We start from the raw sequence: 21,872 nt of genomic DNA, 5'->3' as shown, positions 1-21,872 counted from the left end.
TTTCGGGGGCGAGAGTGGGTGCTGCGGCGTGCGCGAGGTGGATTTTTTGGCTCCGCGCGCCGAAGATTGGCGCGAAAGTGCGACTCTGGCGGCTTCACGGAGGGTCTCAGGCCTCTCGGTGACGGGTCGTCCGAAAAGACTCCCAGTCCGGATCTCCTCGGTGACGGGTGGGTCCGAAAAGACTCCCAGTCCGGCTCTCTGGATCCCTCCAAGTCCCCCCTCACCCCCCCGTCACACGCAAAGACTCCAAGTCCGGTGCCCGTCCTCCAACACTTCGCAGACGAACTCTGGCTAGCAACCGGCCCCCGCATACACATGCTCGGGATCCCATTCGACACCCGCATGTGCATAATCCGCCTATCCAACGGCGCCATCTGGCTACACTCCCCCGTAGCGATCACCGTAGAACTAATCGTAGCCGTCGAGTCCCTAGGCCCAGTCAAGCACATCGTCGCCCCCAACAAATTCCACCACCTATTCGCCCGCGAATGGATCGACGCGTTCCCCTACGCCACCGCCTGGGCCGGTCCGCACCTGACCGAGCGCGTCCAGACCCGCTTCGATCAAGATCTAGGTGACCAGGCCGAAGCCTGCTGGTCTCAGGACATCGATCAACTAATCTTCCGCGGCTCAAAGGTCCTCACCGAGACAGTCTTCTTCCACCGGCGCTCACGAACCCTGATCCTCACCGACATCTTCCAAAACCACGAGCCAACCGCCGACAACTGGCTGTGGCGAACCCTCAAGCGACTCAACGGCGTCGGCGCCCCCGAGGGCGGCGTCCTCCGAGACTGGCGCTGGACCCTACGCGACCGCGAGGCCGCGCGAGCGGCCAGGGATCGCATGCTGGCATGGGACTTCGATCGCTTGGTCATCTCGCACGGCCGCTGCATCGAGCACGGAGCCCACGAGCACCTCGAGCAAGCGTTCGCATGGCTCGACTAGCCGCGAGCAGGTGTGAACCAATGAGCGACGCCGTGCCCACGAACCCAGAGCACGGCGTCAGCAACCAATCCGCCGCCCTCACTCGGGCTTGGCAGGGATCGCCGCAGCGAACTTGCCCTTGAGCGAGTTCCCTTCCTTGTCGTGGCTCAGATCAATCTCGCCACACACCCAGCTATCGTCGAGGTGGCTCAGCGTGATCTGCCCCTTGTTGAAGAAGCGCTGCTTGTGATTGTCGTAGATCCCCGCAGCGTTGGTCGCCCGGTAGCTGGCGGTGTAGTCCGTGACGTAGGGCTCGGCCATGTCGGCTTGCTTCTGCACGACCTTCTCCTTGCCGTCGTCGCCGTTCTCGATCACCCACTTCTCGAGCCCAAATTTAATCCGCGCCTGACCGCCGCGCGGCATCGACCACTGGTTCTTCTCGTCCTTGTCGTAGTTCGAGAACTCGACCGCGTAGCCCAAGTTCTGCCAGGCCCACTTGGCTTCAATGTTCCGCACCACGAACGGGAACGGCTTGCCCGCGACGGTGGCGACCAGCTCGACCTTGCTCGGGCACCCCTCGGGCACGCCCGTGAGCTCGGCGACCTTGCCGTCGGTCGGCAGCGCGGTCGGCCGCTCGCCGTCGGCTTGCGGCGTCAGCTTCTCGGCCCCGACCTGGGCAGCCACGACCGGCTCGAGCCGATCGTCGAGCGAGCCATCGCCGAGCTGACCGCGGCCGTTCTTGCCCCAACACTTGACGCTGTTGTCCTCGAGCAGCGCGCAGGCATGGTGCACACCCACGGCGACCTGGACCGCGCCCGTCAGCCCCTTGACCGGCGCAGCCTTCTTCTTTCGATCGTCCTGGGTGCCATCGCCGAGCTGGCCATAGCTGTTCGGGCCCCAGCACACGACCGTCTTGTCGGCCTTGACGCCACAGACGAAGCCCTGCGCGTCGAGCTGGGTGATGTCGGTCGCGCCCTCGACCGGACCCGGCGTGTTGCCGAAGTCCTGACCCCAACACACCACGCTGCCGTCCTTCTTCAGCGCGCAGTTGGTGTTGGTCGCGACAGCGAGCTGGGTCGCGTCGGCGAGCCCGGTCACGGGGACCGGGACATTCGTCTTGGTGCTCGTGCCGTTGCCCAGCTGGCCACTCGAGGCGTAACCCCAGCACGACACGCCGCCGTCGGCCTTCATGCCGCAGCAGTGGTTTTGTCCACAGCCCACGTCGGCGGCGTCGGTGAAGTCCTTGACGGCCGTCGGGGTCTTGATGTCCGAGTCGTCGCTGCCGACCCCGCCCACGCCGAACGCGTTCGAGCCCCAGCACTTGGCGGTCTTGTCGGGCCACACACCGCAGGCGTGCCCGCTCGCGGCCGCGTACTCGACGAGGTTGGCGAGCGCGGCGTTGGCCATGGGCGAGGCCTGGTTCTTGTACTCACCATCGCCAAACACCAGGCCGTTGTGCCCCCAGCACTGCACGCTGCCGTCTTCCTTCTGCGCGCAGCTGGTGTCGGTGTAGCCGTCGGAGTGCCCGCCGCCCCACGAGTACGAGGCGGTCGACCACAGCTTCTTGGCCCCGCTGACGCCCACGACCTCGACGGGCGTGTAGCTCTCGAGGAAGTCGGCGGCCTCCTTGCCGACGCCGAGCTGTCCCTCGATGTTGGCGCCCCAGCAGCGCACGGTGCCGTCCTCGATCAGCGCACAGGTCGACAGCGCGCCAGCTTGAATCGAGACGATCTTCTTGGTTGCCGCATCAGCGGCGGCGTCGTCGCCCGGCGTCGCGCCTGGTTTGGCGGCGCCTGGTTTGTCAGACGAGTCGCCGGCGGCGGGCTCATCGGACTTGCAGGCGAAGGACCCGAGCGCGAGCAGGGCGAGGAGAGTGATTCGAGGTCGTTGCATCGGGGGACCATACACACGTTGTTGAGCCAAATGCGCGGTGTTTGGTCACATCAAACCCACTCGGAGGGCGGGCTCCGTGGCCCCCACTTGGGCAGGCTCAGCCGCGCTACCTTCCCGAGAGCGACCGCAATCGCTGAAATAGCGGCTCGGGAACCAGCCGAACGACGAGCATGATCAGCCACCAAAACCACGGGACGTAGATCGCATGGCGGCGACGCTCGAGCACCCGAACGATCGTCCGCGCCACGGCTCGCCTGTCGGCGAACAGGGCGTTCTTTCGATGGCTGGCGGTCATCGGCGTGTCGACCGGGCCAAGCTTGATGTTGTGCACGAACACGCCGCGCGGACGCAGGCGGCTGCGCTGGCCCTCGAGGTAGCGGGTCAGCCCGCCCTTGGCCGCGCCGTAGGTGAAATTTCGCGGACGGCCGCGCTCCCCCGCGACCGAGGTGATCGCCGCGAGGTGGCCTGCCCCCTGCGCCTCGAGCTGATTCGCCAGCGGGATCAGCAGCGAGATCGGACTGGCGAGGTTGGTGGCGAGGATCTTCAGCGCTTCGTCGAGCGACGCCTCCGAGCGCCGCTGATCACCGAGGTAGCCGTGGGCGATCAGGGCGACGTCGATCGTCCCCAGCGCCTCGATCGCCGCGGCGATCCGCCCGGCGTTGTGCTGGAGCTCGTCGAGATCACCGCTCGCGTGACCACGTAGATCCGCGCCAAGCTGCTCGAGCTCGCCGACCAAGCTGGCGAGGCGGTCGGGATCGCGGGCCAGCAGGTACAGCGAGCAGCCCTGCGCCGCGTACAGGCGCGCGACCTCGCTGGCGATCGCTGAGGTCGCGCCAACGATCAGGACCCTGGTACCGCTGCCAGCCATCGGCGCCTCAGCTCACCGTTGGCGCGAGGCCGAGGCCGGAAGATCCGCCCACCGCCGCAGCGCCTCGAGATCCAGCAGGTCCTCGCCGTCGAGGAAGCGCGCGAGATCGTCGAGGCTGTCCTCACCCCAAAACAGCTCGCCGTCGACGACCATCGCAGGAATGCCGAACACGCCCGCGTCGATCCCCGCCTGGGTCTGGGCCATGAGGCCCTGCTTGTGCGCGGGGCTGGTCGCGGCGGTCAGCAGCGCCTGGGCGTCGAGGCCCGCGTCGCCGAGGAGCTGACCCACGACCTGTGGATCGTCGATCCCGGGCCCGCCAGCCCACACGGCCCGAAACAGGGCGTCGATCAGGGCGCGTCGTTGCGGCGCAGGCAGGTCCAGCGCCGCGAGCCGAAGCCCCAGGAGCGGGTTGAAGGGGTGGCTCGGCGGCGGGATCATCGGCACGCCAAGCGCCCGCGCCCGCCGACTGACCTGCTTGAACGCGTGAACTCGCTTGGGTGGGATCTCGGCCGGCCCGAGCTGGCCCCAGTGATTGAGCAGGCTCGCAAACAACACAGGCCGATACACGACAGCCCGCCCGCGCGCCTCGGCGATCGGGTGAATCCGCTGCCACGCGAGGTAGGCGTAGGGCGAGATGAAATCGAACCAAAATTCGACGGGGGCGCTCACAGCGGTGGTTGTTTCATGATTCTCAGCACCGCGCCAGCAAAGTTGACGCCCGGCTACAGCCCGGCCGCGATCGCCTGGATCTCTGCGAGCAGCTCCTCGCCGGAGATGTTCTCGTTCCCGTTGGTGGTCCCGTGATTGGTCGAATACACGATCGTCATGGTCTCGCGCACGACGACGATGTCGAACCCGCGCGCCTGGCTGAACGGCGAGTTGTCGAAGGTGCCCGCGACCGGCATGGTCTCGGCATCGCCCACGCACCAGCCCAAGCTGCTGCCCTGGGAGTCGACGAAATTGCGGCAACCCTCGGGGGTGCCAGGCTGCAAGAAGCTGTCTTGCTCGAGCACCCAGATGATCTGCGCGCCCGCGTCCAGGATCTGCTGCTCGACTTGCACGACCGAACTGGCGTGCTGCACACAAGCCGGTCACCAGGCGGGTATGGATATGAACACGAGCAGCTCGTGCGGGCTCCAGTCGACGATCTCGTCGGTGTCGCAAGGCGCGTCGAGCAGCGCGAGCGCGGCCATCGTGCCATCGCCATGGATCGCCGTGGGCCACGAGTAGGGCGTGATGACCTCGTCGATCGCCATCGGCTCGACCGCGCCGAGCGGATAGCTGCAGCCGGGGTCGCCGTCTCCGTCCCCGCTGTCGCCGTCCCCGTCCCCGGGGTCACCGTCTCCGTCGCCGCTGTCTCCGTCGCCGTCGCCGTCGCCGCTGTCGCCGTCTCCGTCTCCGCTGTCGCCATCGCCGTCCCCGTCGCCGTCGGTGCCGAACCCGACGTCCCCGTCATCGGGGGTGTCGTCGACACAGCCTCCCGCGATCAACAAGAGTGAACACGAGAACGTCAAGATGGGGCTGCGCACCCCGTGATGGTACCTCAGCTCAGAGCCCGCAGCGCCGCGGCGATCCGCGGCAGCGCGTCGATGATCTGCTGCTCGGCGACCGCCCCCACGCTCAGGCGAAACCACCCCTGCCCCGCGTCGCCAGTGCCGAACGCCTGAAACGGCACGACGGCGACCCGCGCGGCGTCGAGCAGGTACTTGCGCACGTCCTCGTTGTTCTCGAGCGTCTTGCCTTCTGGCGTGGTCTTGCCAAACGGGTGCACGCGCACCGTCAGATAGATCGCGCCCATCGGCGCGATCGTGTCGACGGGGAGCCCCGCTTCGCGCAGCGCCTGCAGCCCGGTGTGGAGCCGCTGCAGGCGATTGAGCACGCCCGCCTTGAAGCTGGCGTGGTAGTCGGCGATCGCGGCGGCGTCGTCGAGCACGGCGACGGTCGCGAGCTGCTCGGCGCGCGGGGCCCAGGCGCCGACGTGGCCGAGCACCGACGACATCCGCGTGATCACGTCGACCGGCCCAACCGCCCAGCCCACGCGCACCCCCGTGGCCGCGAACGCCTTGGAGATGCCGTCGACGAACACGGTCCAGCGTGCCATCTCGGGGACCAGGCCCGGCGGGGTGTAGTGCTTGACGCCGTCGAAGGTCAGCATCCAGTAGATGTGATCGAACAACAGATAGAGCGGCCGCTCACCGTCGCGCTCGCGGCGGTGGTTCTCCTCGACGATCGCCTCGCAGATGCCTTTCAGCGCGTCCTTGTCGAACGCGGTCCCGGTCGGGTTGAGCGGCGAGTTGAGGCACAGCATGCGGGCCTTGGGCAGGGCCTCGAGCACGGCCTCGCGGGTGGGCAAGAACGATGACTCGACCCCGCAGACCAGCTGCAGACTGGTCGCGTCGAGCATGTGGCAGTAGTGATTGTTGTTCCAGCTTGGCACCGGGTAGGCGACGACGTCGCCAGCGTCGACCAGCGCGCGGTAGGCCGCATAGATGCACGGGCGCCCGCCGCCCGCGATCAGCACCGACTCGGCGGCATAGCCGAGGCCGAGCTCACGGGCATAGAAGCGCGCGACAGACTCGCGCAGCTCGGGCAGGCCGTTGCTCGGTGGGTAGTTGGTGTGACCCGTTGCGAGCGCGTCGATGATGCTCTGCTCGAGCAGCTTCGGGATCGGAAACTGGGCCGGATCGAAGTCGCCGACGGTCAGGTTGCAGACCTCGACGCCGCCACGCACCAGCTCACGGATGTCTGCCGCGATCTTGAGGATCTCGCTCCCGACCAGGCCGGTCGCCATGGTCGACACGCGCCGCGCCGACGCTTCGCTGGGTGCCGCCGCAAACTCCATCAAGTCCTGAACGTCGTCGCTCATGCGACGGACTATGCCGAGAACATTGCCAGCTCGCCAGTATGGAAGCCGGAGCCAAAACACCGCGAAGCACGTTGCGCGCCCTCCTTTGCGGGTACACTGCCGCGCAATGACCAGCACACGCCTGCCCTGGCTCAGCTCCCGTCTTCAAGGCTTTGGGACCACGATCTTTGCGGAGATGACCGGCCTCGCGATCGAGCATGGCGCGGTCAATCTCGGTCAGGGGTTTCCCGACTTCGAGGGACCGGACTTCATCAAGCAAGCCGCGATCGAGGCGATGCAGGCCGGCCACAACCAGTACTGCCGAACCCACGGGATCCCCGAGCTCAACCGAGCGATCGCCGAGCACCAGCAGCGGTTCTGGGGGCTCAGCTACGACCCCGACACCGAGATCACCGTGTACGCGGGGGCGACCGAGGCCATCTACGCGACCCTCGCCGCGCTGTGCGAAGTCGGCGACGAGGTCATCTTGTTCGAGCCCTACTACGACTCGTACCGGGCCAGCGTGGCCATGGCTGGCGCCCACGAGAAGCTGGTGACCCTGCGCGGGCCCGACTTCTCCTTTGATCCGCAGCAGCTGCGCGCCGCGTTCACTCCCAAGACCCGGGCGATCCTGGTCAACACCCCGCACAACCCGTCGGGCAAGGTCTACTCGCGCGCCGAGCTCGAGCTGATCGCCGAGCTGTGCGTCGAGCACGACGTGCTGGCTGTTTCCGACGAGGTCTACGAGCACCTGGTGTTCGAGGGTGAGCACGTGCCGCTGGCCTCGCTGCCGGGCATGCGCGAGCGCACCGTGGTCATCTCGTCGGCGGGCAAGACCTTCTCGTTCACTGGCTGGAAGATCGGCCACAGCTGCGCGCCCGCGCCGATCACCCGGGCGCTGCGCAGCGCCCACCAGTTCATCACCTTCTGCAACGGCACGCCCTTTCAACACGCGATGGCCCACGGGTATCGGGCGCCAGACTCCTACTTCGAACAATTCCAGGCTGACTACCGGGCCCGGCGCGACAAATTGTGCGAGGGGCTCACCGCGGTCGGCTTCGAGGTCCTGACCCCGGCCGGGACCTACTTCGCGCAGACCGACATCCGCCCGCTCGGCTGGGACGACGACTTCGAGTTTTGTCGCATGCTGCCAAAAGAGATCGGGGTGGCGGCGATCCCAACCTCGGCGTTCTACAGCGACCGCGAGGCCGGCAAGCACCTGGTCCGCTGGGCGTTCTGCAAGACCGACGCGGTCCTCGACGAGGCGCTGGTCCGCCTGCGAAAACTCCAAGGTAAGCGGCCGTGACCCCGAAGACTGGGATATAGAGAGCTACCGCCATGCGCATCGCCGCCTTGCAGACACAGATCATCTGGGAGCAGCCCGCCGCCAACTTCGAGCGCCTCATCCCCAAGCTGCGCGAGGCGGCGGCCGCGGGCGCGCGGATGATCGTGCTGCCCGAGATGTACGCGTGTGGGTTCTCGATGAACACCTCGCAGATCGCCGAGCCGCCCAACGGACCGAGCGTGAGCTTCTTGCGCGAGCAGGCCGCGAGTCTGGGCGTGTGGGTGTGTGGGTCGGTCCCGGAGCAACCTCATGCGGGGGCCGAGCGCCCGGCCAACACGCTGGTGCTGGCGGGGCCGGCGGGCGAGCTGTACCGCTACCGCAAGCGCCACCCGTTCACGTTCGCAAACGAGCATGAGCACTATCAAGCGGGGCACGAGACACTCACGCGCACGATCGAGGGTGTGCGCCTGAGCGCCTTCGTTTGTTATGACCTGCGCTTCGCCGATGATTTTTGGGCGCTCGCTGAACGCACGGACCTGTACCTGATCGTGGCCAATTGGCCCGAGCGGCGGCGCGAGCACTGGAAGACCCTGCTGCGCGCCCGCGCGATCGAGAACCAGGCCTGGGTGGTCGGCCTCAACCGTGTCGGCGAAGGTGGCGGCGTGGTCTACAGCGGTGACAGCATGATCATCGATCCGTGGGGCGAGGTCGTGGTCGCGGCCAGCCGTGACGAGACGATGCTGATCGCCGACATCGACAGCGAGCGCGTTCGCGAAGCGCGGATTAAGTTCCCGGTGCTGGCCGATCGCCGACCCCCGCCGACCTGACGTCCGCGTGATGCGCGATGGCCAAACTGGCGCGGGTGTGCGGCAGTGGGTGTTAGGCTTTCGCAAATGACATGGATGGTCCACGACCGCGGGTCGCGAAGGTTCGCGCCGCTCGCCCTCGCCCTGACGCTGCTGAGCGCGGGCTGCCTCGGGCCCAACCCGCTGATCGACGCGGGTGAGGACAACAGCGAGAGCGCGGCCGAGACTGGTGATGGCGATGGTGACGGCGATGGCGACGGCGACGGCGATGGCGATGGCGATGGCGAGACCGGCGACGGCGACACCTGCAGCAACGACGCGCTCGATCCAGGCGAGTCCGACGTCGACTGTGGCGGCCCGTGTGAACCCTGCAACAATGGCTTGGCGTGCGTCGAGCCCCAAGACTGCGCGTCGCAGGTCTGCGATGACTCGATCTGCGCGGTCCCAACTTGCGACGACGACGTCCACAACGGTGACGAGCTCGCGCTCGACTGTGGCGGCCCATGCAAGTTCTGCGAACACAGCCCATTTCGCGCCGAGCTCGACGACTTCGAAGGCAGCGCGGCGACCAATCCACGCGTTGCGATGTTCGCCGACGCCAGCTTCGCGCTGACCTACAACGGCCCCGCAAAGGCGCGGGCACGGTGGTTTGACGAGCTCGGCGCAGCGAACGGCCCCGACCTCGAGGTCCACGAGGAGATCGCGTTCACCGCTGGCGACCCGATCTACATGATCGCGGGGGCTGGCCGGGGCAACCCCATCCACGCGCTCGAGGCCGGGCTCGACGGGATGAGCGGGTCGACCGATCTATTCTTGGTCCAGCGCGATCCGACCACCGTGCTGACCAAGGCACGGGTCAACCCAGTCCACAAGAATGTCAGCGTCGGCGACCTCAGCCTCGACGGCAGCCGCCTCACGATCACCTGGCTGCAGGACAACCAAGTGCTCGTGCGCCGCTGGGACTACGAGGTCGCAGGCGGCAGCTGGATCGACATCACACCGTTCGCCGCGGAGACCGAACCCGGCATTTACATCGGCCGGCAACCAACGGTGTCCCGCAACAGCGCCGGCATGATGGTCGTCGCGTGGGTTCGGTGTCTGGGCGTGAACGATGCCGAGTGCGACGTCGTGGTCCGTCGCTTCGACGCTGGTTGGATCGACGCGGGGCCGATCGCGGTCTCGACCGTCAGCGAATATTTTCTGTTCCCAAAGGTCGCGCTCGCCGATGACGGCCGCGCGGCCGTGGTCTGGAACCGGCTCGACCTGAACGCCAACATGAGCGTTCGCGCGCGCATGCTCACCGAAGCCTTTGCCACCAACGGCCCACAGTGGGAGCTGCAGAACAAGCTGGTCATCGCCACCCGCGCCGACGTGGCCGCGCTGTCGGACGGCAGCTTCGCGTTCGCGTGGGGTGACACCGTCCAAGACCGGGTCCACCTGCGTCGCTTCGTTGGCCCCAACGAGCCCAAGCTGCCGGAGCTCGGCGACGAAGCGCCGTGGCCCGGAGTGACCTCCCCCGACACCGTCAGCATCTCGACCATGGGCAACCGGCTGGTCGTGGTCTGGTCGGGCATCGTCGACATGGCGTCGCAGATCCAGGGCCAGGTGCTGAGCTTTTGAGCTCAGCGTGAGTGCAGGAGCCGATAGACTATGACGATGAAGTTGCGACTGGTTGCGCTGGGTGGGCTCGGCGCGCTCATGGGCTTGCTAGGCTGTCTCGGTCCGAATCCGCTGATCGACGCCGGCGAGCACGGGAGCGAGTCCGCGACCAGCGACAACGCAGGTGACGGCGAGTCAGGCGACGGCGATCCAGGCGACGGCGATCCGGGTGACGGCGATCCGGGTGACGGCGACCCAGATCCCGGGCACTGCGACAACGGCATGCTCGACGGCAACGAGACCGACCTCGACTGCGGCGGCAGCTGCAGCGCGTGCGAACAGGGCAGCGCGTGCGAGATCGGCGACGACTGTCAGAGCTTGGTCTGCGACGCCGACGAGTGCGCGGCGCCGAGCTGCATCGATGACGTCGAGAACGGTGACGAGCTCGAGGTCGACTGCGGCGGCAGCTGCCGGTTCTGCGCGCACTCGCCCTACGTCGCCCAGCTCGATGACTTTCCGGGCGCCCACGTCGGTTATCCCGACGTCGCAATGTTCGAAGATGGCGTGTTCGCGGTCACCTACTCGTCGTACGCCACCTCGGAGATCCGAGTGCGGTGGTTCGACGAATTCGCGGTGCCACTCGGCGGCGGCGTGACCACGGGCGGTGAGTTCATGCTGTCCGACGTGCGCGCTCTGATTGCGAGCGAGGACCTCGACACCCACAACCTCTACGCCGTGCTCACCGGGCTCGACGCGATGAGCAGCAGCCGCGACGCGTTCTCGATTCGGCTCGGCCCAGACACCCCGGCCTCGTCCTGGCCGATCTATTTCGGCCCTGCTGCCGTGAACACTGCCAACGGCGTGCTCGACGGCGACATCGCCACCTTTGTGTGGCTGCAAGATGGCCAGGTGTTCCTGCGGCGCTACAACTACGCGCTCGACATCCCTGTCGCGGTCGCAAGTCTAGCCAACCCCGACTTTGCCCAGCGCCCGGCCGGGTGGCCCGTCATCGCCCTGCGCAACGGCGTCTCGGTGGTCGCCTGGGTCGCGTGCGACGCGATGGATCCGAACAGCTGCGATATCGAGCTACGCAGCAGCGACTTCGGATGGATCGAGGACGCGCCTGTGCAGGTCAGCCTCCCCCCTGAGAAACGCTCCGGCCTCAAGCTGGCGATCGCCGAGGACGATCGCGTGGGATTGATCTGGACCGGGGGCGCGAGCAACGACCGCAAGATCTGGGCTGCGCAGCTCAATCCCGAGCTCGCGCCCGATGGCGCGCCGTGGCTGCTGCAGGATTCGATTCCAAGCATCGGGTATCCGAACGGTGACGTCGCTGCGCTCGAGGACGGCACCTTCGCGTTCGCGTGGCCCGACAGCGTGGACAAGCGTGTCCACATCCGCCGCTTCAGCGGACCCGAGCTGCCACTGGTCACCGACGTCGGAGACGAGGCACCGTGGCCGGCGAGCGAACTAGCAACTCAGGTGCACATGTCGGCGAGCGGCAACCTCCTCACCGTCGTATGGTTGGGCGGCGTGAACAACCTCGTCCGGCTGCAGGGCCAAGTGCTGAGCTACTGAGTGGTTCAGCTCGGCAGGCACGTGATCTCGCCCTGATCTGCACGTGACCAAGCACCGGTTGACTCGCGCCGGGGCTCGGTCTAGTGAGGACCAGTGGCAACTCGCTACTTCACCCTCGAGCAGGCTCAGGCGCTGCTACCGCGAGTTCGAAGCTTGATGGGTCAGGCGCTGCAGCTGCACGGTCACCTGCGCAAGGCGATCTCGCGCCTGAGCGACAACGGACACGAGATCAACTGGGCGCTGCTGCGCGGCGAAGAGCAGCTCGCCGCGCCCGACGAAGACGAGCCCAACTCCGACGAAGGCAGCGACGCGCTCGAGCGGGCGCGCATGATCTACCTGGCCCTGCGCGAGAGCGTCGCGCAGATCGAGGCGCTCGGCGCCGAGGTCAAAGGGGTCATGGACGGCCTGGTCGACTTTCGCAGCTGGCGCGACGGCACCCACGAGGTGCTGCTGTGCTTCAAGCTGGGCGAGGCCGAGATCAGCAGCTTCCACGGGGTCGATGACGGGTTCGACGGACGCCGCCCGATCGCGGGGCACCGGTTCTCCGCCGAGTTCGAGGGTGAGACCGAGACCGAGCCCGAGCCCGACGACGCCGAGCCCGACGACGCCGAGCCCGAGCCTGGCGACAAGCGTGCGCAGGCGTCCGACGGCGCCGAGCGCCAGCGCGTGGCCAACCCTCAGCGGCAGTAGCTCTGGGCTCCGAGTTCGCACGCCTTGGCGAAGAACTTCTTGGCCGCGCGCTTGCTCTTGCCCACGCCAACGCCCTGCTCGTGGAGCTTGCCCATGCCGATGCAGCCGAACGCGTAGCCCTGCTCGCAGCCCCGCGCGTAGCGAGCGACGGCCTGCTCGGGGTTGGCTTCGACCCCGCGCCCGCGGTGGTACGCCAGGCCCAGCCAGGTGCACGCGAGCTCGTCTTTGGCCGCGCACGCGCGCTCGAACAGCGAGACCGCGCCCGCGTGATCGGGCTCGACGCCGGTCCCGGTCATGAGGATCTGGGCCTGGTGGGTGCACGCCACGATCACGCCGCCGTCGCAGGCCTGGCCATACAGCTCGAGCGCGCGGACCGTGTCCTTCTCGACCCCGAGGCCGCGCACGTAGTAGGCCCCGAGCACGATGCAGTCCTGGTGCTCGCCGGCCTTGCACGCCTGATCACGCAGCTCGCGACCGCGAGCCCACAGCTGGCGGGTCTCGTCCCCGTCGCCCGATCCGTCGGCTAGCCAGGTCGCCAGCACTTCACACCCGTCGACGTCACCGAGGTCGCACGCATAGCGAAAGTAGGCCTCCGCGGTGCTGCGATCCTCGTCGATGTTCCAGCCGAGCGCGAAGATCTGCCCAGCCAGCGTGCACCCGGCCGCGCTGCCCTCCTGGCAGCCGTAGCGGGCCAGGTCGATCGCCACGCGCTGATCTCCCGCGCTGAGCTCTCCGTCGATGAACGAGACCGACAACGCCGTGCACGCGTCGGGGCTGCCGAGCTCGCAGCCGCGTCGCCACCAGCGGGGCGCGGCCGCCTCGTCGCCCTGCTCGGCCGCGTACAGGCCAAACCGATAGCAGCTGCGCCCATCGCCGGCCTCGCAGGCGCTCGCGAGCAGCGCGACGCCGCCGTCCTTGTCTTGCGCTCGGCCGATCCCACGCAGGTGCATCCAGCCGAGGTTGCCGCACGCGATCGCGTCGCGAGCCTCGCACGCGCTAGCGAACAGCTCGCCCGCTCGCTCGAGATCACGCGGGACGCCGGTCCCGAGCGAATACAACAGCCCGAGGCTGCCGCACGCGTAGCCGTCGCCGGCCTTGCAGCCTTGCTCGTACAGACGCACCGCCTCACGCTCGTCGACCGCCACGCCGATCCCAGAGATGTGTGCGGTGCCCAGCGTCGCGCAGGCCCGGGGCTCGCCGGCGTCGCAGGCCATCCGCAAGCGCGCGACCCCAGCCTCTGGGTTGGCGTCCGGTCCCGTCGCTAGCAGCAAATCGACGCCCTGCTGCACGCACGCATACAGGTAGCCGCCGGTGCAGGCTTGGCCATAAAAATTGTCGCTGCGGTCCGGGTCGACGCCACGCAGCAGCTCGGCCGCGGTCCCGCAGGCCTCGACGTCGCCAGCAGCACACGCCACCGTGTACAGCTGCAGCCCCAGCTCGAAGTTCGCCTCGACGCCGATCCCCTGCACGTACACCAACCCGAGCGCGCCGCAGTCGGGACCGGGCGTGGCGCGGCAGCTCTCGGACAGTCGCTTGGTCCCGCGCTCGAACAGCTCGGTGGCCAGACCGGGATGCTCGGCCTGGATCAGCGCGCCGAGCCCCACGCAGGCCCGCCCGTCGCCAGAGTTACACGCGGTCTCGTAGTGACGCTGGGCCCGATCGCGATCGGCCTCGACGCCCACGCCGAGCTCGTAGCTGGCCCCGAGATAGGTGCACCCGCTCGGGTACCCGGCGTTGCAGGCTTGCTCGAACAGCGAGAGCGCGCGCTCGGGCTGGCGACCGCAGCCGATCCCAACCGCGTACATGCGGCCGGCCATGAAACAAGCGTCGGGCGACCGCGCCGAGCAGGCCCGCTCACAGGTGACTGGATCGGCGCAACCAGACTCGGGCCCCGGCCGGCAGCCCAGCAACACCAGCGAGACCAGCGAGAGCCAAGCGGTTCGCCACAACGCCCCTGCACCGCGCGTCCGTTGCATTCGCGGGGAGTCTACCTGAACCCAAGCGGCGACGTCAGGCGTACACTGGCCTGGTCTACATGCTCGACGCCCGCGCCATGGCCCGCCCGCCGCTGTCTGCTGCGCCCGCTTGGCTGCTCGCCATGATCCTCATGGTCATCGTGATCATCTCGATCAGCGGGTGCCCCACGACCGCGCCCGAGTGGCCCGAGGACGACGGCTTTGATGACCACACGTTCGCGCGCATCGACGACCGCGCCCACTTCGACGCCCACGCTGCGATCGGCGTGACCGGGGCCGCGGCGCTCAAGTTCGTGATCCTCGACTTCGGCGAGCCCAAGACCCAGCAGATCCGCTACCTCGACGCGCGCTTCTACGAGTTCCACGACCAGTGGTACTGGTTTCGGCTGCTCAACGGTGTGCCGGTCCCGGGCTCGCGCGAGCGACCGGTGTCGGGCCACGCGTTCGCAACGGTCGAGGAGATCGTCGACTGGGTCCAGACCGACAAGACCACCCCGCCGCTGGGCATGCGGATGATCGACGGGCGCCTGTACTCCGACCACTTCTATGAGATCTCGATCCGCCGTGAGCGTCGGGTGCTGGGGATCGGCACGATCGTGCACACGCCGGCCCGCACCGGGGAGCACCCGCGCGATGAGCTGTGGGGGTTCGAGCTCGAGTACAGCGACGCGGTCGATCGCCCCGCGCTCGAGCTGTTCTTCGCGACCTTGCGCGGCTCGCTGCCAGCCGAGATCGCCGACAACCTGCGCTACATCGCCCGCTCGCCCTCGCAAGAACAGTTGGTCGCGCAGCTGCAGTCGCGCGACCACCCGCTGGCCAAGCAGCTCACCAGCTACGCCGAGCTGGCGATCCCCGGTGAGATCGAGGTCTACAACCCAGGCCTGATCGCCGGGCGCCTGCGCAAGCTCCCCAGCGATCCGCAGCAGGCCGCCAAGGTCCTGACCGAGGGCAACGCGGGCGTGATCTGGATGATGGGCTCGGTGCCCGACGAGCTGCCCGCCGCGGCCGGACTGCTGACGGCCGTGCCCCAGACCCCGCTCGCCCACGTCAACCTGCTCGCCCGCAACCGTGGGATCCCCAACGCGTACATCGGTGGGCTGCTCGAGGACGCCCACCTCGATCAGCTGTCTCGCGTGCACGCGCCCGTGGTCTTGCTCGCGCAGCCAGACGGCGAGCTCACGCTCGAGCCGATCACCGAGGCCGACTACGCCCGCTGGCGTGGGCTCGCGCGCCAACGTCAGCCCACGCTGTCGCGCGTCGATCCATCTACCCTGCCCTATGCGTTGGATCTCGACCGCGAGGTCGCGTCGCGGGTGCCCGAGCTGCGCGGGATCATCGGGGGCAAGGCGGCGGGGTTCGTGGTGCTGCGAGCCGCGGGCGCGACGATGCCCGATCGGCCGCTGGCGATCACGACCCGCGCCTACGCCGAACACCTCGCGCCGCTGCGTCCGCTGATCGCCGACGTGCTGGGCGATCCCGGCTTCACGAACGACCCTCGGGTCCGCTATCTGTTGCTCGAGGGCCGCGAAGCGTTTGATCAACGGTTTGCGAGCGACGCCGACCAGACGTGGGCCAAGCAGCTCGCAGCTGCGCACCCGCCCAACAAGGCCAAGCGTGACGCGATCGCCAACTTGTTGGTCCGCGACGGGATCAAGCGAGCGATCCGGGATCAGCCGCTCAGCGCCGACGTCCACGCCGAGCTCGAGGCGGCTCTGCGCGCCCACTTTGGCTCGTTCGCGGCGAACCAGGGCCTGCGGTTTCGCTCATCGAGCACCGTCGAAGACGTAGAGGGGTTCTCGGGCGCGGGGCTGTACGACAGCAACACGGGGTTCTTGCAGGCCGACGCGCAGGCCGACGAGTCAGACCGCAAGAAGACAGTCGCGTGGGCGATGCAGAAGACCTGGGCCTCGTACTGGAGCTGGGAGGCGTTCGAAGAGCGCGAGCTGGCGGGGATCGATCACCTCGCGGGCGACATGGCCGTGCTCGTGCACGCCCGCTTCGAGGATCACCTCGAGCTGAGCAACGGGGTGCTGACCTTCACGCTGGATCTCTCGGCCGATCGCGGCGGCGCCCAGCAAGCTGCGCCGGGGCCCCGCGCGAGCATGGAGGTCGACGTGCAGCGGGGCGCCCTGAGCGTGACCAACCCGCCGCCCGAGCACGTCGGCGAGCTGCCGGAGGTCGATCGCGTGGTCTGGCGCGGGGCCGATCAGCACCCGCAGATCGAGCGGGTCCAGCGGGCCGGGAAGCCCAGCGAGGTCTCGGCCAGTGACGCGTATGTGCTCGACGACGCGGCGCTGGCCGGACTGTTCGACGAGTCGCTGGCGATCGCCGCGCGCTGGATCGAGATCGAGAACCAGAGCCTGCCGCGCCCGCGCGCGCGGGGGCGCGTCACCCTGGACATCGAGTTTCGTGAGCTCGACGCGGGCTGGCCAGCGCTGGCGAGCGGCAGCCGCTCGGCGCCGCGGATGATCATCAAGCAAGTCCGCAGCCTCGACCCTGGGGTCCCGGCGGGCGCCGAGCAGCTGCTCACGCAGCCGGTTCCGCGCGACCTGTTGCTGTTCGCGGATCGCATCGAGAAGCGCAGCTGCCGGGGCCCGCACACCCACGTCGATCTGCTCGAGCTGTGGACCGACCCCATGACGCCGTCGCTCGGGTACGCGCGCTCACCGTTCCTGGCGCGGGTCCGGCTGCAGGCGCACGGGCTCGCGGGCGGGCTGCGGCAGTTCGACCTGGACCACCTCGACTACGCCGCCGTCACCCATCCAAACATGGAGCTCGGAGCGCCGTGGTCGGTCGAGCTGGTCCTGGATGGGGGCGTCGCCAACACCGAGGGCGTCGGGCTCGATCGACTCGAAGCCCGCGACGGGCTGCTGCGGGTCCTGTTTGGCGGCAAGCTGCTCAGCGAGGAGGCGGCGCCGTGCGGCGTCGAGGTCCTGTACGCGTCGCCCGACGGGTTCCTGCGCTCGCTGATCCGCCGCTGAGCGCGGCGCTGATTCAGGGGTCCGGCGTCTGCAGGCAGTCGTCCGGCGGCAGCCCGTCGATCCACGCCCGCAGCAGTCCGATGCCGTCCTCGTGCACCAAGCTGCGCCCGATCAGCGGCATCATCGAGCCCAGGTCCAGGGTCTCGGTTCGGTAGACCAAGATCGACGCCTCCGCGTCCCCCGGCACGATGTCGAAGTGGCGGTTCTCACCGCCCTTGCCGGCGGAGCCGGGCTTCTTGCAGAACCCGAGGTGAAACTCGTCCTCGTTGTCCCAGTTCAAGAACAGCTGCGACGAGATGCCGTTGACCCCGCGCGGGTTGTGGCAGTACGAGCAGTTGATGTCCAGGTAGTCGCGCGCCGCCGTGGTGAGGGTCGCGTCGTCCATCTGATCGACGGGCGTGTCAGCCAGAGATCGGTGGTCCCAGGCCTTGGGCACCTGGTCGATCGCCGGCACCCCGGTCAGCCACCCCGCGTCGGCGAACACGCTCAGCTGGTTGCTGTCCGGCACGACGCTGGACTCGCGGTTGAGGTAGCGGGGCCGCGGCCCGATCGGGACCACCACGGTCTCGTCGAGCTCGTCCTTGACCTCATGGCACTCGAGGCACTGGTTCTTCTGCGGGACCAAGTAGGTCGCCGTGCGCTCGATCCCGTCGGGGCCAATGAAGTCGACCGGCCGGACCTCGCCCTGCACGGTCAGCACCGCGTCACCGAGCTCGTGATCCCAGATGTACGGGTAGCCCTTCCACTTGTCCGGGTAGCGGATCAGCGCGCGCGTCTCGATGAGATCGATGTCGAGCTCGGGCTCGCGCAGATCCGCGGGGAACATGAAGGACTTGAGGATCACCGTGCCGACCGGGAAGTCGATCACGCCGTTGTCGACGTAGGTCGCGGTCTCGCCGGGCGGGATGTAGATCGCCCGGCCCTTCAGCGCGAAGTCGCTGAACAGCACGGTGTTGAGGTCATACGCGTACACGTTGTCCTCGTACTGCAGCTGATCGCCATCCCAGCGGACCAGGCACATGTCGGACAGCAGCTCCGGCGGCGGGCTGTCGAGGTCGACGCCCTGGGTCGGGCACAGCTCGACCCCGGTGTCGCCGGTCTCGGTCTCGGTGTCCGTGTCCGTGCCCGCCGACTCGTCCGAGCTCCCCGACCCCGACTCGGTGGTCGTGTCGGCGCTGGTGGCCTGATCGTCACCCCCGCTGTCACCACAGCCGATCACGATCACCAGCCCCAGGCCCATCAGAACGCTCGTGAGGCCGCTCGATAATTTGGAGCAGGCGCCGATGCCGAGGTCGCGCCCCGGTGTGGGTGTTGGGTGACGCATGCCGACTTAGTCCATGTCCGGGGGCATGATCGGCCCGCCCGCGAGGTCACTGCAGTCGAACGGGGTGTAGGGGGCCGCCGGCCGGAACAGATCGTCGACCGTACCGCCCATCACCGACAGCGGTTCGATGTTGATGCTGGCGAAGCTCCCACCCTCGTTGGTGCCGATGCAGATCTGGTTGTCGTTCGAGTTCATCCCGGCGTCGCTCGGCGAGAACGAGGACTCCTCGACGGTGTCGTACAGAATCTGATCGATCGGTAGATCCTGGCCGTAGACCACCGCGAGCAGCAGGCCAAACTCCTGATCCATCGTCGACAGATACGGGTTGGTGCCGCTGCCCGAGTGGGTGTTGTCGTGGATGTAGACGTTGTTGGTCCGGTAGCTGTAGACCGTGTCGCCGTTGGTCGGGAGCTCGAGCCCCGAGATGTCGCCGACGAGCTCGGCCATCGACAGGGCCCACGCCTCGGGGTCGCCCTCGATCACCAGGCCGCTGAGGATCGCAATGTCGGACGTGCCGTTGTCGGCGTAGGTGTTGTTGTTGATCTCGACCCGGCGCGAGGCCATGGCGAAGGTCCCGGTCCCGACCGGGATCGCCTTGACCGTGCCACCCGGCGCGAAGTTTGGCCGGTTGTTGTCGATCACGATGTTGTCGTGGATGTGGATGTCACGCCCGATCACCGGGTTGCCCGGCAGATCGAAGATCAACAGGCCGCCGGTGTTGTCCTCGGCCAGGTTGCCGTAGACGTCGGCGAACTGGGTGTTCTCGATCTCGATGCCCGCGACGTTCTGCTTGGCGATGTTGTTGCGCACGATCGCGTGCTGACACTGGCCCACGTAGATGCCGGCATCCGACGAGTTGTACGCCGCCGAGTCCTCGATCAGCACATGCGAGACCTTGACCGGATACAGCCCGTACGAGCCGTTGCTCGCGTCACCCTCGAGCCGCCAGGTCGCGCGCACGCGCTGGATCGTGACGCCGTCGGAGTCCTCGATGCGCAGGCCGTCCTTCTTGGCGTCGACGATTGCGAGGTCCCTGACCGTGAAGTTGTCGCCGACCACGTCGAGGCCGTTGGACTGCGTGGCCTGGGCCGCGAAGTCGAGGCTGGTGCCAGCGTCGAAGCTGCCCTCGACGCCCATCCCCTGACCACAGACGGTGATCCCGTTGGCGCGGATCGTGACCTGATTGTCGAGCTCGAAGGTGCCGAGCCCGAGCACCAAGGTGGTGTCGTCTTCGAGCGAGTTCGCGGCGATCTGCAGGCCCTCTTCGTCGTCGGCGCTGACCTGGACGCAGGCGCCCTCGAACTGGTCGCACGAACACAGCGGATAGTTGGGATCGGGCTCGGTGTCGCCGTCTCCATCACCGTCGCCATCACCATCACCGTCACCGTCACCGTCGCCATCACCGTCACCATCGCCGGTCGTGTCCTCGGTCCCGGCCGTGTCTGCGGGCTTGTCGTCGCCGCATCCGATGAGCGGAAACGCGAGCGGCAGCGCGAGTAAGAGAGTGCGAGAGGCGGTGCTGAGCGAGTCGATGGTGTAGTTCATGTCGAGTGGTCTCCGGAGCGGACGGGCGCAAGCATACCCAAAGAACTCCCGTGCACACGATCCTCGGGTCAGTGGCCAGATTCATCGCCGTCTGACCCCGGTGTCCGATCGGCGACCCGGTGCGCGGTTCGACACAATCTAAAACTATAATGATATCAATAACATCGACCGAGGGCGCCGGTTGGTACAGCGAGTGCTCTATCGGGCCGCATGACCGTATGGCCCAGTGAGCTTGTCCCGCGATCGAGCGAACTCGTTGCCCTGCCCCATGACCCACGCGCACCCGCGCTCCGCGTGATCGACGATGTGCTCGACGCCAGCAGCTGCCGCGCGCTGATCAAGCAGGCCGACACCGACAGCTGGCTCACGACCACCGCCGAGTTGCTCCGCGCCGCCAACGGTCCTCACGCGTTGCCGCCGCGCCGCGCAAACGATTCCGACCGACCCTGCCGCCTGGTCGGTGACGACCGCGACCGCCCACGCTTCGCCGTCCTCGACCTGCCGATCATGGCCCTGCGGCTGTACTACCGGTTGCTCGCGCAGCTGCCCACCGCCCGCGAAGGCGCCGAGCTCACCGGGCTCAAGCCACTGCTGCGCTGCATCGAATACCGCCGGGGCGAGGGCACGCGGTCCCACACAGATCCGGCGCGCGAGACCGCGGACGGGCAGCTCAGCCAGCTGAGCGTGTTGGTGTTTCTCAACGATCATTTCACGGGTGGCGGCGTCGAATTTCCCCAGCTCGGTCGCACGGTTCAGGCCCGGACCGGTCGGGTCTGCGTGTTCCCACACTCGCTCACCCACATCGATCATGTGGTCTCGCGCGGCCGCAAGTTCGTGCTCGAGACCGAGGTGTTCTACAGCGCCGACTGGCCACAATATCGCGCCGATCGCGTGTAGTCTGTGGCAGACTCGAGGCTGAGGCTCTCCCGCATGAGCGACCGCCAGCGCAAGATCAACCATGCGATCCACAGACGGGCGCCGCTGTCGGCGGCGCAAGTTCGAGCCATCGCGCTGGATCCTGCATCGACTGACGTTCAGGTGTTGATCACGGGCAAGGCGGGGCTCGGCCTCGAGACCGCCCAGGTGCTGGCGAGCGCCGAGCCGCTGATCGGGCTCGAGTGCCTGGGCCTGGACGACAACCCGATCGGTGACGAGGGGCTCACCGCGCTGGCGAGCTCACCGCTGATCGCGGGGCTCAAGCGGCTGTTCGTATGTCGCTGCGAGATCGGTCCGGCGGGGATCATCGCGCTGGCCAGGGCGGCGCCGCCGAAGCTTCGCCAGCTCGTGCTCGATGACAACACCGCGCTCGATAGCGAGGCCCTGTCGCCACTGGCGAGCCTGCCCGCGCTCGAGGAGCTCTCGCTGCTGGGGACCAAGATCGACGGCGCGGGGGCGATCAGCCTGCTGCAGGGGAGCACGACGCTGTGGGGGATGACGCTGTGGCGGACGCAGATCACCCTGGCCGGGGCCCAGCAGCTGCGCGAGGCGGCGCGGGTGCTGGGGCGCTACGTCTCGATCGTGACGGACTTCGACGACCACCTGTCCGCGTGGTGAGCGA

General features: G+C 67.9%; 18 protein-coding genes. 9 read left to right on the top strand and 9 right to left on the bottom strand.

All coding sequences use genetic code 11. From position 1 onward, the window contains the following. The first annotated feature begins 315 nt into the window (after positions 1 to 315). The gene (locus tag ENSA7_RS11050) at positions 316 to 945 is read left to right on the top strand and encodes a DUF4336 domain-containing protein (RefSeq protein WP_146157573.1); all 630 of its coding nucleotides are present in this window, start codon (positions 316 to 318) and stop codon (positions 943 to 945) included. 78 nt (positions 946 to 1,023) lie between these two features. Here ENSA7_RS11050 and ENSA7_RS11045 read toward each other — a convergent pair whose 3' ends face one another. The 6 genes from ENSA7_RS11045 to ENSA7_RS11020 form a co-directional block, all read right to left on the bottom strand. Further along, entirely contained in the window at positions 1,024 to 2,817 is a 1,794-nt protein-coding gene (locus tag ENSA7_RS11045; protein ID WP_106089199.1) for an RCC1 domain-containing protein, read from the bottom strand. A gap of 106 nt (positions 2,818 to 2,923) precedes the next feature. Beyond that, entirely contained in the window at positions 2,924 to 3,685 is a 762-nt protein-coding gene (locus ENSA7_RS11040; RefSeq protein WP_106089198.1) for an SDR family NAD(P)-dependent oxidoreductase, read from the bottom strand. 12 nt (positions 3,686 to 3,697) lie between these two features. Continuing rightward, a complete protein-coding gene (locus tag ENSA7_RS11035; protein WP_106089197.1) occupies positions 3,698 to 4,354 on the bottom strand; it encodes a 2-hydroxychromene-2-carboxylate isomerase in 657 nt (218 codons plus the stop codon). 53 nt (positions 4,355 to 4,407) lie between these two features. After that, the gene (locus ENSA7_RS11030; protein WP_106089195.1) at positions 4,408 to 4,767 is read right to left on the bottom strand and encodes a hypothetical protein; all 360 of its coding nucleotides are present in this window, start codon (positions 4,765 to 4,767) and stop codon (positions 4,408 to 4,410) included. Between the two features lie 9 nt (positions 4,768 to 4,776). Next, positions 4,777 to 5,214, bottom strand: a complete 438-nt coding sequence (locus ENSA7_RS43510) for a hypothetical protein (RefSeq protein ID WP_181233632.1) — start codon at positions 5,212 to 5,214, stop codon at positions 4,777 to 4,779. A 14-nt stretch (positions 5,215 to 5,228) separates the two neighbouring features. Beyond that, positions 5,229 to 6,551, bottom strand: coding sequence for a pyridoxal phosphate-dependent aminotransferase (locus ENSA7_RS11020; protein ID WP_342352821.1), 1,323 nt, complete (start codon positions 6,549 to 6,551; stop codon positions 5,229 to 5,231). A gap of 106 nt (positions 6,552 to 6,657) precedes the next feature. On the opposite strand from ENSA7_RS11020, the gene ENSA7_RS11015 reads away from it, so the two are divergent. The 5 genes from ENSA7_RS11015 (at position 6,658) to ENSA7_RS10990 (ending at position 12,488) form a co-directional block, all read left to right on the top strand. Further along, complete coding sequence (locus ENSA7_RS11015; RefSeq protein WP_106089193.1) at positions 6,658 to 7,836, top strand: pyridoxal phosphate-dependent aminotransferase; 1,179 nt, start codon at positions 6,658 to 6,660, stop codon at positions 7,834 to 7,836. 32 nt (positions 7,837 to 7,868) lie between these two features. Then, entirely contained in the window at positions 7,869 to 8,642 is a 774-nt protein-coding gene (locus ENSA7_RS11010; protein WP_106089191.1) for a carbon-nitrogen family hydrolase, read from the top strand. Between the two features lie 66 nt (positions 8,643 to 8,708). After that, on the top strand, positions 8,709 to 10,241 hold the full coding sequence (locus ENSA7_RS11005; protein WP_146157572.1) for a hypothetical protein: 1,533 nt from the start codon (positions 8,709 to 8,711) through the stop codon (positions 10,239 to 10,241). Between the two features lie 36 nt (positions 10,242 to 10,277). Beyond that, the gene (locus ENSA7_RS10995) at positions 10,278 to 11,798 is read left to right on the top strand and encodes a hypothetical protein (RefSeq protein WP_181233631.1); all 1,521 of its coding nucleotides are present in this window, start codon (positions 10,278 to 10,280) and stop codon (positions 11,796 to 11,798) included. 93 nt (positions 11,799 to 11,891) lie between these two features. After that, a complete protein-coding gene (locus ENSA7_RS10990) occupies positions 11,892 to 12,488 on the top strand; it encodes a DUF2203 domain-containing protein (RefSeq protein ID WP_106089188.1) in 597 nt (198 codons plus the stop codon). Here ENSA7_RS10990 and ENSA7_RS10985 read toward each other — a convergent pair. Beyond that, positions 12,476 to 14,464, bottom strand: a complete 1,989-nt coding sequence (locus tag ENSA7_RS10985) for an SEL1-like repeat protein (RefSeq protein WP_106089187.1) — start codon at positions 14,462 to 14,464, stop codon at positions 12,476 to 12,478. The genes ENSA7_RS10990 and ENSA7_RS10985 overlap by 13 nt on opposite strands. A 59-nt stretch (positions 14,465 to 14,523) precedes the next feature. Here ENSA7_RS10985 and ENSA7_RS10980 point away from each other — a divergent pair, with 59 nt between their 5' ends. Next, complete coding sequence (locus ENSA7_RS10980; RefSeq protein WP_106089186.1) at positions 14,524 to 17,445, top strand: PEP/pyruvate-binding domain-containing protein; 2,922 nt, start codon at positions 14,524 to 14,526, stop codon at positions 17,443 to 17,445. Between the two features lie 13 nt (positions 17,446 to 17,458). Here the strand turns inward: ENSA7_RS10980 and ENSA7_RS10975 are convergent, their stop codons facing one another. Together ENSA7_RS10975 and ENSA7_RS10970 are read right to left on the bottom strand one after the other, a co-directional pair. After that, the gene (locus ENSA7_RS10975; protein ID WP_106089185.1) at positions 17,459 to 18,769 is read right to left on the bottom strand and encodes an SO2930 family diheme c-type cytochrome; all 1,311 of its coding nucleotides are present in this window, start codon (positions 18,767 to 18,769) and stop codon (positions 17,459 to 17,461) included. 6 nt (positions 18,770 to 18,775) lie between these two features. Then, positions 18,776 to 20,314 (bottom strand): parallel beta-helix domain-containing protein, encoded by a 1,539-nt coding sequence (locus ENSA7_RS10970; RefSeq protein ID WP_106089184.1) that lies wholly within the window; start codon positions 20,312 to 20,314, stop codon positions 18,776 to 18,778. 294 nt (positions 20,315 to 20,608) lie between these two features. Between ENSA7_RS10970 and ENSA7_RS10965 the strand changes: the two genes are divergently transcribed. Continuing rightward, positions 20,609 to 21,211, top strand: coding sequence for a 2OG-Fe(II) oxygenase family protein (locus ENSA7_RS10965; protein ID WP_106089183.1), 603 nt, complete (start codon positions 20,609 to 20,611; stop codon positions 21,209 to 21,211). Positions 21,212 to 21,244: 33 nt separating this feature from the next. Beyond that, positions 21,245 to 21,868, top strand: coding sequence for a leucine-rich repeat domain-containing protein (locus ENSA7_RS10960; protein ID WP_106089182.1), 624 nt, complete (start codon positions 21,245 to 21,247; stop codon positions 21,866 to 21,868). Positions 21,869 to 21,872: the final 4 nt, after the last annotated feature.

Origin of the sequence: Enhygromyxa salina, from assembly GCF_002994635.1 — a bacterium.
GTDB lineage: Bacteria > Myxococcota_A > Polyangia > Nannocystales > Nannocystaceae > Plesiocystis > Plesiocystis salina_B.
This window is presented reverse-complemented; position numbering and strand designations above follow the sequence as displayed.